Source organism: Melghirimyces thermohalophilus, from assembly GCF_900102685.1.
GTDB lineage: Bacteria > Bacillota > Bacilli > Thermoactinomycetales > DSM-45169 > Melghirimyces > Melghirimyces thermohalophilus.
The window spans coordinates 191,684-206,704 of the sequence record NZ_FMZA01000001.1; the positions used below are offsets into that span (position 1 = coordinate 191,684).

The 15,021-nt window shown below is 54.9% G+C and carries 11 protein-coding genes; 9 read left to right on the forward strand and 2 right to left on the reverse strand.

Annotation, left to right across the window (positions count from 1 at the left end; all coding sequences use genetic code 11):
• The first annotated feature begins 138 nt into the window (after positions 1-138).
• Positions 139-1,341 (forward strand): MFS transporter, encoded by a 1,203-nt coding sequence (locus BLP91_RS01055; protein WP_091565643.1) that lies wholly within the window; start codon positions 139-141, stop codon positions 1,339-1,341.
• A 55-nt stretch (positions 1,342-1,396) separates the two neighbouring features.
• Here the strand turns inward: BLP91_RS01055 and BLP91_RS01060 are convergent, their stop codons facing one another.
• Together BLP91_RS01060 and BLP91_RS01065 are read right to left on the reverse strand one after the other, a co-directional pair.
• Positions 1,397-2,488, reverse strand: a complete 1,092-nt coding sequence (locus BLP91_RS01060) for an N-acetylmuramoyl-L-alanine amidase (RefSeq protein WP_091565646.1) — start codon at positions 2,486-2,488, stop codon at positions 1,397-1,399.
• Positions 2,489-2,651: 163 nt separating this feature from the next.
• Positions 2,652-4,367, reverse strand: a complete 1,716-nt coding sequence (locus tag BLP91_RS01065) for an Rqc2 family fibronectin-binding protein (protein ID WP_091565648.1) — start codon at positions 4,365-4,367, stop codon at positions 2,652-2,654.
• Positions 4,368-4,521: 154 nt separating this feature from the next.
• Here BLP91_RS01065 and BLP91_RS01070 point away from each other — a divergent pair, with 154 nt between their 5' ends.
• The 8 genes from BLP91_RS01070 (at position 4,522) to panF (ending at position 15,007) form a co-directional block, all read left to right on the forward strand.
• Positions 4,522-7,281 carry a calcium-translocating P-type ATPase, SERCA-type gene (locus tag BLP91_RS01070; RefSeq protein ID WP_091565651.1) on the forward strand — a complete coding sequence of 920 codons (2,760 nt, stop codon included), beginning with the start codon at positions 4,522-4,524 and terminating at the stop codon, positions 7,279-7,281.
• 128 nt (positions 7,282-7,409) lie between these two features.
• A complete protein-coding gene (gene dapF / locus BLP91_RS01075; protein ID WP_091565798.1) occupies positions 7,410-8,246 on the forward strand; it encodes a diaminopimelate epimerase in 837 nt (278 codons plus the stop codon).
• Between the two features lie 220 nt (positions 8,247-8,466).
• The gene (locus BLP91_RS16985; RefSeq protein WP_281220327.1) at positions 8,467-8,727 is read left to right on the forward strand and encodes a GrpB family protein; all 261 of its coding nucleotides are present in this window, start codon (positions 8,467-8,469) and stop codon (positions 8,725-8,727) included.
• Positions 8,728-8,838: 111 nt separating this feature from the next.
• The gene (locus BLP91_RS01085) at positions 8,839-9,864 is read left to right on the forward strand and encodes a zinc-dependent alcohol dehydrogenase family protein (RefSeq protein ID WP_218119230.1); all 1,026 of its coding nucleotides are present in this window, start codon (positions 8,839-8,841) and stop codon (positions 9,862-9,864) included.
• A 178-nt stretch (positions 9,865-10,042) separates the two neighbouring features.
• Positions 10,043-11,338: a threonine ammonia-lyase IlvA gene (gene ilvA / locus BLP91_RS01090; RefSeq protein WP_091565656.1), complete on the forward strand. Its 1,296-nt coding sequence runs from the start codon at positions 10,043-10,045 to the stop codon at positions 11,336-11,338.
• 147 nt (positions 11,339-11,485) lie between these two features.
• On the forward strand, positions 11,486-13,078 hold the full coding sequence (locus BLP91_RS01095) for a long-chain-fatty-acid--CoA ligase (RefSeq protein WP_091565803.1): 1,593 nt from the start codon (positions 11,486-11,488) through the stop codon (positions 13,076-13,078).
• A 142-nt stretch (positions 13,079-13,220) separates the two neighbouring features.
• Positions 13,221-13,544 (forward strand): YhdT family protein, encoded by a 324-nt coding sequence (locus BLP91_RS01100; protein WP_091565658.1) that lies wholly within the window; start codon positions 13,221-13,223, stop codon positions 13,542-13,544.
• Positions 13,541-15,007 carry a sodium/pantothenate symporter gene (panF, locus tag BLP91_RS01105; RefSeq protein ID WP_091565660.1) on the forward strand — a complete coding sequence of 489 codons (1,467 nt, stop codon included), beginning with the start codon at positions 13,541-13,543 and terminating at the stop codon, positions 15,005-15,007. Before BLP91_RS01100 ends, panF begins: the two co-directional genes overlap by 4 nt.
• Positions 15,008-15,021 lie beyond the last annotated feature (14 nt).

Here is a 15,021-nt window from a genome sequence, read left to right on the forward strand (position 1 = left end):
ACCCCCTCGAATCGCCGCGGAGTTGCTGTGATCTTGGCAAGTCTTGTCGTTTGTGCAGGGTTTGCTATTTTTTTCGTGGAAGATGGGAGCCAGAAATAAGGGAGATCCCCGTTCGGGGGCATCAGAGGAGGATCTAACTTGATCAAGTCGGGAGAGAAAAAATCCTACCACCCGATGGTCTGGCTGTTGCTGGTCTCCACCGGGCTGGGCAGGACAGCGGTCTTCATGGTGTTGCCATTTCTCGCACTCTATCTCTCCGCGCGGGGATATACTGCTTTTGAAGCGGGACAGGTGGTTGGTGCCGGCTGGTTGGCGGGAAGCCTTTGCGGTTTTATCGGAGGCTTTGTCTCCGATCGGTGGGGGCGGATGCCCGTGCTGTTGACCAGCTTGATCCTTTGGGCCCTCACCTTTTACGGTTTTGCCTGGGCGGACCGTTTTGGGGCCTTTCTGCTGCTCAGTGTCCTTAACGGCATCTGTCGAGCCTTTTATGACACTATTTCCAAAGCGATGTTGACGGATATGGTACCCCAGCAAGGCCAGACGCGGGTGCTGGGGCGCAGCTACCTGATGCTCAATCTGGCTCTTGCCGTCGGCCCCCTGCTCGGTAGCCTCATGGCCCGTTTTTCCTATGAGCTGGTCTTTGCCGTGACCGGAACGGTGATGAGTCTGCTGGTCATCGTCATGGGGGTTGCGGATCTTCGCTACCGGAGGGACTTGCCCACAGGCACTGCATCGGGTTCCAGCCTGTCAACTGTGCTGGGGTCGGCGGCTCGGGATTCGTCCCTGCTGTTTGCCCTCCTGATGGGGATTCTTTTTATGATCGGTTACGCCCAGATTGAAACAACTCTTCCCCTCCATCTAAAAGCAGCCTCCCTGTCCATTTATCCGCTCTTATTGACAACCAATGCCGTTTTAGTGGTGCTGTTGGCAATCCCGCTATCCAACTGGGCCAGCGGGCAGCCGCCTGTCCGGGTGATCCTTGCGAGCGGTCTCCTATTTGCCGGTGGGATGGCCCTTTTTGGAAGCGGGCAGCCGTTGTTCCTGTTTACGGCGATGGGTGTGGTAACCTTAGCGGAAACACTGTTTTTTCCCATCTGGGAAGCCGGTGTGGCCAAGCTGGGTCAAGATCGAGGGATGAAGGGGGTTTATCTAGGCAGCAGCGGATTGATTCAGGTGGGTTTTTTTATCGGGCCGCTGTTAGGGGGATGGTTGATGGATCAGAGCGGGGGAGCTTTTACCTTCGGGGTGATTGGTACGCTGATGTTGTCCATCCTGCTGATGCCCCTGTGGGCTCGTTTCCGGGAGCCTGTTGCGGTCGATGAGGCTCAGAAAGCAGCATAATACGGAAATAACACAACGGACGGGCCCAGTGGTCCGTCCGTTGTTTTCTGCCCTTTTATTGATTGACCAAACTCATGTAATAGTTCCAGTCCCACTGACTGCCGGGGTCAGTGTGGGTAGCCCCGGGTACTTCACTGTGGCCGATGATGTGGGAGCGATCCCGGGGAATCTCGTACTGATCGCACAACCATCGGGTGAGAGCGGCAGAGGAGCGATACATGGAATCGGTATACCAGCCGGGCTCCTCCACGTAACCTTCATGTTCGATGCCGATGCTGTGAACGTTGTAATCCCAATTCCCCGCATGCCAGGCGATATCACTGTCTTGGACCATCTGGGTGATCTCGCCGTCACTGGACCGGATCACATAGTGGGCACTTACATTGGAAGAAGGGTTTTGAAACCAGCTGATCGCTCCGGCGTAGGAGCCCTGAGTGGTGTGAATAACCACTTTATCGATATCGTTTCCGTCCCCTTCCCGGTTGGCAGCGTTATAATTGCTGCTATCTGCCGGAATCCAGCGGGCGTTAGGATAATCGTAAGCGGGGAGGGTGTTAGAGAGCTGGACGTGCTCATAAATTCCCCGGTCGGGAAGAACCCGGGTTGCCTTCAGCTCTAAGCGTTCTCCTTCCGCTTGTTTGCTGACGCCCTCACGGATCAATCGAAACACCTCATCAACGTGGAGACGGGTGATCATTTGGCTTTGGTAACCGGCGTATTCCGCGGCAACGGGATACCATTTACCTAGTCGATCCGGCAGGCGGCCTTCCCCTTGCTCCTTGGCGATGTGGGCGAGAACTGCTGCGGCTCCCATGATGTTGGCGTGGCTGTCCTGTTTCAGTCTTTCCTCGGAAAATCTGGTCAACTGGGCTGCTTGCTGCAAGGTGTGGTGGCGAGGATTGTCCACGAGGTGCATGATCCCGTAACCGTTCAGCTGGCTAGGTTGACCGTCATGGTGGTTCCAGCGGGTTTCCGCATAGCCGATCGCCATCAACAACGGCAGAGGGACCTTATAAGTTTCCGATGCTTGTCGGAAAGACTCCATCAAGGATGATGGACTTTGCCTTGCATCTGCCTTCTGAACCGTGAGCGGAAGCAGCATCAACAACAATGCCAGCATCAACAGTACGCCTCTTTTCAGCATCATCCCTCATTCCTCCCATATCTTGAGTTGAAAAATATTACTATACATAAAATTCCGTATATTATCCATAAATCCTGCCGATAAAAGGAGGTTTTTGGAAAAGAGAATCAAAAAGCTGTCGACGGAGGTCGACAGCTGGGGAGATTCTGCGTTGGAAGGCTTTTTATTATTCCTCTTTTTTCTCCAGCTTCCGAATCTGGTGTTCATCAGGGGTGACGAAGAGGGTTTTCTGTTCTTCGTAGATGACGAAACCGGGCGGAGTGCCGGAAGGTTTTTTTACGTGCTTAATCAGGGTGTAATCAACAGGGGCTTGGCCCGACTCCCGGGCTTTGCTGTGCCAGGCGGCCAGCATCGCTGCTTCATGCAGGGTGGTTTCACCAAACTCTTTGCCCCGTATCACCACGTGGGATCCCGGGATCTCTTTAGTGTGCAGCCAGGTATCGGTGGGGGAAGCGATCCGGTGGGTGAGGAAGTCGTTTTGTTTGTTGTTCCGTCCCACCAGGATGGGAACCCCTTCCGAAGAGAAATAGGTGTCGGGTCGGGGTTTTTGGGAACGTTTTTTCCGGCGGGCTGGTCCCGGAGTCCGCAGCCACCCTTCTTCCCGCAGCTCTTCCTTGATCTCTTCTACTTCTTTTGAACCGGCATCCTGGAGTTGGACCAACACCGATTCCAAATATTGATTCTCCCTCTCCGTTTTTTCCATCTGCTCTGCGTTCCATTTCCGGGCGGATTTGGCTTTGTTGTACAGGCGAAAGTAGCGCTGGGCGTTCTCCGAGGGAGTGAGACGAGGATCGAGGGGGATCGTTTCCTCCGGTGCCTCCTCCTGGTAGTAATTGATCACCTTCAGCTCTTCATCTCCCCGCTTGACCTGGTGCATAAAGGAGGTCAACAGTTCTCCGTAGATGCGATAGGTTTCCGCCTGCTCCGTCTGGGATTGCTCCTCTTTCAACTTCTCGATCTTCTTCTCATTTTTATCGATCGCATTTTTTAGATGGCGAAACAGATCGAGGTTTCGTTGACGGGTTCGGTCCCGCTCCGCTTTTCCGGTATAGAAGGAATCGAGGCAACGGCTGATCGAGGAGAAAGCTTCCCGTTCCCCCTCCAGGTGAGTCAGGTCGATGGCGGTGAAGAGGGTTTGGCGTGGGGCATAGATGATTTGGGGCTGATAGATGTGATCCTTCACGTTTTCCATCAGTTCATGGAAGGCACTCCAAAGTTGTTCCCGGTCGCCGATGCCGCCGCGATGGACGATTTCGCGGGCGGTCCGGGGGCCGATTCCCTCCAGACGGTTGACGATCTGTTTGTCCAGCTTCCCCTGGTTAAAATCGAGAGAACGGAGAAAATCCTCCCGGTCCACCGTTAGAGGATTTTTTTTATGTTGCTCCGGTGGTTTCCGGTACGTCAGTCCCGGCAGCACCTGCCGGTGACGGCTGATGTCGGGAGTTACCCGGCGAATGCCGTCCAGGATCTTGCCGGAAGCGGGATCCATCAGGATAATATTGCTGTGCCGCCCCATCACTTCCACCACCAGCCGGCGGATCACCTCATCGCCCAGCTCATTCCGGCTGCGGATGTCTAGATGGACGATCCGTTCCATCTCGACTTGATAGATTCCCTCGATGCTGCCGCCCTCGCAGTGTTTGCGGAGCAACATGCAAAACATGGGCGGTGTCAGCGGGTTGTCGGCCCGCTGCTCCGTCAGGTGAAGGCGGGAATAGGTCGGATGGGCCGAGAGGAGCAGCTTCCGATTGCCTCCCCGAGAACGGAGGTGAAAGATCAGATCGGTATCGCTCGGTTGATAAATCTTGGCCACACGGCTGCCGGTAAGGGTTTGCTCCAACTCATGTATGACGGCCCGGAGTGCGATTCCATCCAGGGACATGGCGTGGCCTCCTTTCCAAAAATAAGGGTGACGTCCGCAAAAGCCATCCTCCAGTATATCATGATCCGCTTCCTCCAGCACAGGACCGCCGCTATGCCTCTCTCATCCACAATGTGGCATGTTTTACGGCCTGTCTGAATAAGGTTGTCTTGAGATGTGTTTGGACAAAGGGGGAGGGAACGTGGCGGAAGGCAGCCGTTATCTGGACTGGGGGAAGGAGCAGCTAGCCGATCACTTCGGCGTGGATCCTGCTGAAGGGCTGACGGAAACAGCAGCCAAAAAACGAAGAAACCAAGTGGGACCCAACCGGTTGACTGAAGGCAGCTCCTTGTCCCCCGCGGTTCTTTTGCTCAATCAATTTAAGGATTTTATGGTGTTGGTGCTGCTGGCGGCCACCTTGGTCTCTGGCTTGTTGGGCGAGTATACCGATGCGATCGCCATCATCGCCATCGTGGTTTTAAACGCCATCCTGGGGTTTGTGCAGGAATTCCGAGCGGAAAAATCCCTGACCGCTTTGAAGGAACTATCCGCTCCGATGGCCCGGGTCAGACGAGGCGGGGAGTGGAAAAGGATCCCCGCGGCAGATCTGGTGCCCGGGGACTTGGTATCCCTGGAGAGCGGAGACCGAATCCCTGCCGATCTGCGGTTGATTCAGGCGGATAACCTCTATATCGAGGAGTCGGCACTGACCGGGGAGTCCGTGCCGGTCAGCAAGACGGATCAACCGATCCAGGGCGGGAAGGTACCTCTCGGTGATCGGAAAAACATGGGCTTTCTCGGTACCATGATCGTCCGGGGAACGGGAACCGGTCTGGTGGTAGCTACGGGGATGCAGACGGAGATGGGCAAAATCGCTCATCTGATTCAGACGACGGAAACGATGCAGACGCCGCTACAAAACCGTCTGGAACAGCTGGGTAAAGTTTTGATCATCGTTGCCCTTTTCTTGACAGCGGTGGTGGTATTGACGGGGATTGTTCACGGCCATGACGCCTATAAAATGTTCCTGGCGGGGGTCAGTCTGGCGGTAGCCGCCATTCCGGAAGGGCTGCCTGCTATTGTCACCATCGCCCTCGCCCTCGGGGTGCAGCGGATGATCCGGCGCCGGGCGATTGTCCGTAAGCTTCCGTCGGTGGAGACCTTAGGTTGTGCTTCGGTCATCTGTTCCGACAAAACGGGAACCTTAACCCAGAACAAGATGACCGTCACCCATCTGTGGCTGGATGGACATCAGGTAGAGGTGTCCGGTTCCGGTTTTGAGCCGACGGGGGAGTTTACGTCTGGTAAGCGAAAGCTGGTGCCGAAGCGGGAGCCGGTGTTAAACCGGCTGTTAGAAATCGCTGTCCTCTGCAATAATGCGGAACTGATCCGGGAAAACACCCGGGAAGGGATGTTAAAGCGGAAACAGGAAAGCTGGCGCGTCGACGGGGACCCGACAGAAGGGGCGCTGATGGTATTAGGAGCCAAAGGGAAGGTGACCCGGGAGTCCGTGATGAAACAATGGAAACGGGTCAAAGAGTTCCCCTTTGACTCTGAGCGCAAAATGATGTCGGTGCTGGTCGAGAACAGACAGGGCCAGCAGATGGTGATGGCCAAGGGAGCGCCGGACGTGTTGTTAAACCGGTGCACACACATTCTGCAGGGAGGGCGTCCGACCCCCTTAACCCCATCGATGCGGCAAAAAATCTTGTCCAATAATAATCAACTGGCGGCGATGGCCCTTCGCAACCTGGCTCTGGCCTATCGGGAGTGGAGCGGCGTTCAGCCGAAACAGGAAGCGGATATGGAGAAAGGCTTAATCTTCGTGGGGCTGGCAGGCATGATCGACCCGCCCCGGGAAGAGGTGAAAGATGCCATCCGTAAATGTCGCCGCGCCGGGATCCAGACCGTGATGATCACGGGCGACCATCAGACCACGGCGGTGGCCATCGCTAAGCAGCTGGGTATTTTGACAGATGACGGCGATACCATCAACGGAAACGAGATCTCCCGGATGAGCGATGAAGAGTTTGAAAAGCGGGCCAAAACGATTCGTGTCTACGCTCGGGTGTCACCGGAACATAAATTAAAGATCGTCAAAGCTCTCCAGAAACAGGGGCATGTCGTGGCTATGACCGGCGACGGTGTCAACGATGCCCCGGCGATCAAAGCGTCGGATATCGGGATCGCTATGGGCATCACCGGTACCGATGTCTCCAAAGAGGCTTCCTCACTGGTTTTGTCCGATGACAACTTTGCCACCATTGTGGCGGCCATTGAAGAGGGGCGAAGCATTTACGACAACATCCGGAAATTTATCAGTTATCTGTTGGCCAGTAACGTCGGGGAAATCCTGGTGATGTTTCTCGCCATGCTGGCGGGAATGCCGCTGCCTTTGGTTCCGATCCAGATTTTGTGGGTCAACTTGGTGACTGACGGGTTACCGGCGATGGCACTAGGGGTGGATCCAGCGGAGGAGGATACCATGGACCGGCCGCCGCGTAACAGCCGGGAGAGTGTGTTCGCCCGGGGGGTCGGATGGAAAATCATTTCTCGAGGTCTTTTGATCGGTCTGTTCACCCTGGCCGCCTTCTGGGTTTCCTACAACGAAGCCCCAGATGACCTCGTTCGGGCCCAGACGATCGCCTTTTCCACCCTGGTGCTGGCCCAGCTGATCTATGTGTTTGATTGTCGCAGCCAGCTGTCCATTTTCCATCGGAACCCTTTGAGCAATCTGCCCCTGGTGCTGGCTGTCGCTTCGTCGGCGTTGCTTCTGTTGGTGGTGATGTATTATCCACCGTTGCAGCCCATTTTCCACACCGTTTCTCTGGGAGTCAGGGAGTGGGCGCTGGTGATTGCGGCGGCGTCGATGCCAACCTTGTTGGCCGGAGTGGTGGATCTTTTGCGTCCCGCCCGCCGTCCCGCACATGGTTGAGCCGGCGAAATGGATTGAAAAAGAGGCCTTGCTTGGGGTATGCTCAAAACAGGAGAAGGATGATGATCCGATGGTGCCTCCGGTGCCATCGGTCGCTTTTTTATTCTGCGGTGGAAAGGAATATGAACATGCGTTTTACTAAGATGCAGGGGTTGGGAAACGATTTTGTCGTGATCTGGGCGGACCAATCGCCGGAAGGGGCGAGGGATCTGGCTCGCCGCATGTGCGATCGCCACTTCGGAGTGGGAGCCGATGGTCTGGTTTTCCTCCTTCCCTCCAATGCAGGGGATGTCCAGATGCGCATCCTGAACAGTGACGGCAGTGAAGCGGAACAGTGCGGCAATGCCATTCGCTGTGTGGCCACATATTATTACGAACGGATCTCCGGTGCCCGCCGGGAATTGTCCGTGGAAACAAAAGCCGGTTTGCAAAAAGTCTGGCTGGAGACAAAGGCGGGGCAGGTGAGCGGAGTCCGCGTCGATATGGGGGAGCCGATCCTGGAAGGAAAAAGGATTCCCGTCTCCCTCGATGACGGACCGGTGGTGGACCATCCGGTAGAGGTGGAGGGGACCTCCTTTCCCATCACCGCCGTTTCCATGGGGAATCCCCACGCGGTCATCTTTGTGGAGGATGCCGCCGGGTATCCAGTGGAAACTTGGGGTCCCCGTCTCGAAAAGCATCCCTTCTTTCCCAATCATACCAACGTGGAATTTGTCAGCGTTCGGGCGAAGGATGAGCTGGAGATGCGGGTCTGGGAACGGGGGGTCGGGCAAACCTTGGCTTGCGGCACCGGCGCCTGTGCTTCTGCCGTAGCCGCTGTTTTAAATGGAGAAACCGGCCGCCAGGTTCTCGTCCATCTGAAGGGCGGGGGTTTAACGATCGAATGGGACGAATCCGATAACCGCGTCTACATGACCGGCCCGGCACAGACGGTGTTTGAGGGCGAGTGGGCCGGGGATCGGTAATATCGTCATGTGACGCCCTCTTCTGAATGAACAGGAGAGGGTTTTTCAATTACAGAGGAGATGGGACGGATCCTTCGGTCACGAACGAGTCGACATCCATCATTTCGGCAGCACCTCGGCTCCCGGTTTCAAAGCCCATCATGCCGCTTGTCAAAGAGATCAGCCGTGTGGATTCCTTTCACGAGCCGATGAAGGCCTTCGGTTATGAATCCTCGGGTGAATACGGCATCGAGGGTCGAATCCAACCCATCATGTCCATATTTTTCAGTACGACTATCACCTAGAGATCGACCGGCACCTGGCAGTGAAAGACGATCTTCGAATGCACCAGAAGGAGGCACATCGATACGGGGAATTGAAAGAACGATCCGCTCACCAATTCCCAAATGATCGAGAGGCTTATTCTAAGGGGAAGGATCGATTTGTCAAAGAACTGGAACGGAAAGCCCTTCAATGGGGGAAGAATCGTAAAGGCGAATGAGGGAAGGGGACTTTCAGGGGGTGTCGTTGCCACTTTGAAGTGTTAAACAATCGAAAAAGGGAAATGACATTCTTGAGTCTATTTAAATGAGATAACAGGGAGGAAACAATGTTGGCCAATCCACAGGGAACGATGCGCTCCTATCGAATGAAGAAAACTGGGAGCCTGGACCATTTGCAGATGGTGACAGAAGAAATCCCTGCCGTTCAGCGGGGCGAAGTGTTGGTGCGAGTCAAAGCCTCTTCTTTAAACTACCGAGATTTGGCGCTGATCAAGGGGGAATACCCCGGAGAGATCCGTCCCCACCGCATCCCCTTATCCGATGGTGCGGGAGAAATCGTCGCCGTGGGAGAAGGAGTGCGGCGGTTTCAAGTGGGAGACCGCGTCGCCGGCAATTTTCACCGGGAATGGTTTGGAGGGGAATACCCCGATTATATTGAACCCTACGGTTCTCACAGTGACGGGTGGTTGACAGAGTACAAGGTGATCAACCCCGAGCTGCTCGTTTCTATCCCCGACCACCTCAGCTATGAACAGGGAGCGACCTTGCCTTGCGCGGCGGTCACCGCCTGGTCCGCCCTGCACGGACCGGAGCCCCTCTCACCCGGCGATACTATTTTAACCTTAGGCAGCGGCGGTGTCTCCGTCTTCGCCATCCAGTTGGCGAAGCTGCTGGGACTGCATGTGATCGCCACCACATCGAGTGACCGCAAAGCGGAAAAGCTGAAGGAACTGGGTGCGGAAAAGGTGATCAATTACAAAAAAACTCCCAACTGGGGGGAAGAGGTGAAAGCGTTCACCAGCGGTCGTGGTGTGGATCGCGTGGTTGAAGTCGGTGGGCCGGGCACCCTCCATCAGTCGATTCAAGCGGTGGCCCGGGGAAAAGAGATCGCCCTGATCGGTGTCCTTACCAAGGACGGGGAGAAAGTGGGTTATCACGATCTCTTCTTTAACGCCAACACCCGAACCATCAGCGTCGGAAGCCGACAGGATTTTGAAGAAATGAATCGCTTGATCGAAGACAAAAAAATGGTTCCCGTCATCGATCACGTTTTCTCTTTTGACGAAGCCAAAGAAGCCTATGCATACCTGGAAAGCCAGAAGTTTTTCGGGAAAATCGTCATCTCCCATTCCTGATGTGACATTCTTTGCTGATGGAGCAGATCCCGTTTCACGGTCTGCTCTTTTTTTATTCTCTCCGGGATTCCGGAAGAGGGGGATTTTTGAAACATTTTTCGCTTTTTTACGAGAAAGCATTGCTTTTCAGAGGGGGTCCGGGTGTATAATGGTCTGAAAATCCAACGGGGGGCTGTCTATGGAATCATCATCACAAACCTCAACCAGTGTGAAAATACCGAAAAAAACAGATAAGGTGACGGTGGAGGATATTATTTTCGCCAATCATGTGTTAAAAGATGCCATTACCCACACCCCCTTACAGAAGGACCCTGTGCTGTCCGCCAAGTATGATTGCAACGTCTATCTGAAGCGGGAGGACTTGCAGGTGGTCCGCTCCTTCAAGATCCGGGGGGCTTACAATGTGATCCGCCACCTCCCCCAAGAGAAACTGAAAAAGGGAGTCGTCTGTGCCAGTGCGGGAAACCATGCGCAAGGTATCGCCTTCTCCTGTCACAGTTTACAGATTCCCGGTCGGATTTTTATGCCGAGCACCACACCGAACCAAAAGGTGTCGCAAGTCAAGTGGTTTGGGGGCCGTTTTGTGGAGGTGGTCCTCACAGGGGATTCCTTTGACGATTCTTTGTCGGAAGCCCTTCAGCATTGCGAGGAACACGAGATGACGTTTATCCATCCTTTTGAGGATCCTAAAACGATCGCCGGTCAGGGAACTGTCGGGCTGGAGGTTTTGAACGATCTTCACCATCCGGCGGATTATCTTTTCGTCAGCATCGGAGGCGGGGGCCTCGCTGCCGGAGTGGGTACCTACGTGAAAAGCCTTACTCCCTCTACCCGGGTGGTCGGTGTTGAGGCCACCGGCGCCCCGTCGATGAAACGCTCGGTAGAAGCGGGTCGGGTGGTGCCCCTGAAGGAGATGGACAAATTTGTGGACGGAACCGCCGTCAGCAACGTGGGAGAATTGAATCTCGACATCTGCCGGGAAGTGGTGGACGATTTCGCCCTCGTTCCAGAAGGAAAAGTTTGTACCACCATCCTGAACCTTTACAACGAAAATGCGATCGTGGCCGAACCGGCCGGCGCTCTCTCCATTGCCGCCCTGGATCCGTACCGGGAGGAGATCCGGGGGAAAAACGTGGTCTGCATCGTCAGCGGCGGCAATAACGATATTGATCGGATGCAGGAGATCAAGGAGCGCTCCTTGATTTACGAGGGGTTGAAGCATTATTTCACTGTCGACTTCCCGCAGCGGGCTGGCGCCCTCCGGGAATTTCTTGATGAAGTGCTCGGTCCCGACGACGATATCACCCGCTTTGAATATACGAAGAAGAACAGCAAAGAAAACGGCCCCGCCCTGGTGGGAATTGAACTGAAACGGAGAGAGGATTACCAGCCGCTGATCGAGCGGATGAATAAAAAAGGATTCCGTTATAAGGAAATTAACAAGGATCCCCATCTATTTAACCTGTTGATCTAAAGTAGACCGCACCGGCACTTTCGCCGGTGCTTTTCTCGGTTCAGTAGTCGGATAATTCCGTATTATCTGTTGATTATCTGTGGGAAATTCGTAAAGATAGAAAGTGAATCACTTATAAGAATCACAGGAGAGAGGACGGTGATCGGTGTGCTTCAGCCTCTGACACCGATGGACTGGAAGCGACGGGCCGTGAAGTACTATCCGAATCAGATCGCAGTGGTCGACGGGAAGAAGCGGTTTACCTACCGGGAATTTGGGGAAAGAGTGAATCGCTTGTCTAACGCCTTAAGCGCACTCGGGATTGGCAAGGGGGACCATGTAGCCGTCATCCTGCCCAATATCCACGAGATGTTGGAGTGTTTTTACGGCATCCCTCAGCTGGGCGCGGTGATCGTGCCGCTGAATTACAGGCTGCAGAGTGAAGAGTTTGACTACATTCTCAACCACAGTGACAGCAGAGTTCTGATTGTGGATACGGAATATCTTCCTGCCGTGGAGCCGATTCTGGATCGGGTTCCCAAGTTGGAGCATCTGATCCTGGTGGGGGAAGGGACGACCCGAGTTTCCCATGCCCGTTATGAATCCCTCTTGCAGCAGGTGGAGACGACGGAACCTCCTGTTGTGGACATCGATGAAAACGACATGCTGTCTCTCAATTATACCAGCGGCACCACTTCCCGTCCCAAAGGAGTGATGCTGACCCATCGGAACAACTATATCAACGCGGCCAACTTTTTGTATCACCTGCGTGTGCAGCATGATGATGTTTACCTGCATACCCTGCCGATGTTTCACGCCAACGGCTGGGGAGGGGTGTGGTCGCTGACCGCGGTAGGCGGGACCCATGTTTGTCTGCGGAAAGTGGATCCAGAAGTGATATTCCAGATCTTTGAGGAGGAGAAGGTTTCTCTATTGTGCGGAGCGCCGAAAGTGGTTAGTATGCTGGTGCAGGCGGCGGAGGGAAAAAACCTTTCCCCTGTCCAGCGCAGAATGGGTACGGCCGGTTCTCCGCCACCCGCCGCGGTGATTCAGCAAGCTCAACAAATCCTAAACCTGGAGATGCACCATGTTTATGGCCTGACCGAGGTTTCTCCTTTCATCCTTTACTGTGAATGGCCCCGAAAGATGGAGAGGTTGTCCGCGGAGGAACAGGCGACAGTGAAAGCCCGTCAAGGGGTGGAACTCCTCTTTAACGGGGAGACCACCGTGATGCGTCAGGATAACAGCGGCCAGGAGGTGGAATGGAACGGTCAGGAGATCGGTGAGATCGTCGCCCGAGGAAATGTGGTGATGAAGGGTTACTACAAACAACCGGAAGAAACCGCACAGGCCATTCGGGACGGCTGGTTTCACACGGGAGACCTGGCTGTGATTCATCCTGACGGATATGTGGAAATTTTGGACCGGTTGAAGGATATCATCATCTCCGGTGGGGAAAATATCTCTTCCACCGAAGTGGAGGGAGCGCTGTATAAGCATCCTGCGGTGCTGGATGTGGCGGTGATCGGTGTGCCTGATGAGACCTGGGGAGAGGTGCCCAAGGCCTTGGTTATCCCCAAGCCGAACATCCCGGTTTCGGAAGCGGAGCTGATCACCTTCTGCCGCAATCGTCTCGCCCATTACAAAGCGCCTAAATCGGTAGAGTTTGTCGACCATTTACCCCGGACTGCCACCGGGAAACTGCAAAAGTTTCGGTTGCGGGAGCGTTATTGGCACGAGGAAGCGAAAAACGTCCGCTAGTCTGTGCTTAGGGCCGCTTTCCATCGGAGGAATGCGGCCTTTTTTTGCGGAAAGGAACAACAACGGGGGATCTTGTCCCCACGAGCCCGGTCTGCTACGCTTTTCTCATTCCAGTTGAACGTAGATAAAGGGGAGGTAACGAATGGTGCAACACTCACAATCGAACCAAAGTCGGTGGCGGGAAGACCCGCGCTACCGGATCGCACGGCGGGAAGCGTGGATCGGGGTCGGACTGGCCCTGGCCAACTTTATCTGGTGGTATGCCTTCGCCTATGGCTTGGGTTCCAAACCGGTGGAAGAGTATCAATATATCTTTGGTTTGCCTCAGTGGTTTTTCTATAGTTGCATCGGTGGACTGCTCCTGTTTATTCCCTTGGTGGCACTGGTGGTTCGCTTCTTCTTTCGTGAACTTCCCCTGGAGGCTACTCCGGAGAAAGAAGAGGAAGAAGGGAGGGAGTCCACATGAACCTGTCGGTGGTTCTGCCAATGACCCTCTATTTGTTAGCCGTCTTTATTATCGGTTATCTTTCCTCCCGCCACTTGCGGTCGACCCCTCATTTTTTGCAAGCTTATTTTCTCGGTGGAAGGGAGCTGGGCGGGTTTGTGCTGGCGATGACCATGGTGGCCACCTACGGGAGTGCCAGCAGCTTTCTAGGCGGCCCGGGGACGGCTTATACCCTGGGACTGGGATGGGTCCTTTTGGCCATGTCCCAGCTGGTGACCGGTTATTTTACCCTGGCCGTCCTGGGTAAAAAGTATGCCATCGTCTCTCGCAAAATGAACGCGGTCACTCTGGTTGATTTTCTCAAAGAGCGGTATCGGAATCAGTGGGTGGTTATTCTATCCGCCATCAGCATCGTCGTTTTTCTCTTTTCAGCGATGGCGGCCCAATGGGTGGGCGGAGGGCGGCTGATCCAGTCCATCACCGGGATCCCTTATGAGGCCGCCCTGTTCATTTTTGCGGTGACGGTGCTGGTCTATGTGGCGATCGGCGGATTTCGCGCCGTGGCCATGACTGATGCGATCCAGGGATTGATCATGCTCGGGGGAACCATTCTGCTGTTGGTCGCCACTATCCAGGTTGGAGGTGGGGTGTCACAGATCATCAATCAGCTGGCGGAAGAAAATCCGAGGCTGATCACTCCTTACGGAGCTGATGGGTCGTTAACTCCGCTCTATGTTTCCTCTTTTTGGATCCTGGTGGGAGTCGGTGTGGTCGGTCTGCCCCAGGTAGCGGTCCGGGCCATGTCTTATCGAGATTCCCGAGCCATGCACCGGGCGATGGTGATCGGCACCGTTGTGGTTGGCATCATTATGTTGGGCATGCACTTGATCGGGGTGTTCGCCCGGGTGGTGATCCCCGGAGTAGAAGTGGGGGATATGGTGATGCCTTTGCTTGCCCTGGAGGTGCTGCCGCCTTGGGTGGCAGGCTTGGTCCTGGCTGCGCCGATGGCGGCGATCATGTCTACCGTCGACTCGCTGCTGCTGATGGTCAGCTCGTCGATTGTGAAAGATCTGTATCTCAACTATCTCCGTCCCCGCGCGACGGAACAAAACTTGCGACGACTCAGCATCACCGTGACCGCTGTGGTGGGACTGCTGATGTTCGTGATGGCGATCCGTCCGCCGGAATTGTTGATCTGGCTCAACCTCTACGCCTTCGGGGGCTTGGAAGCTGCCTTCCTGTGGCCGATCGTGCTGGGCCTTTATTGGAAAAAGGGGAATGCAAACGGGGCTCTAGCCTCGATTGTGATCGGCGTCGGTACCTATCTCTTGTTCGGCCGCTTCTGGCCTGATCCCTTGGGGATGCACGGAGTGGTGCTCCCAGTGCTGCTCTCTCTCATTGCTTATGTCGTGGTCAGCCTCTTGACGGCTCATCGGAATCAGGTAGAACAGCGGGAGATCGTGCAGCGGTTTTGGGGAGCTTAATAGAGAGTGGACCT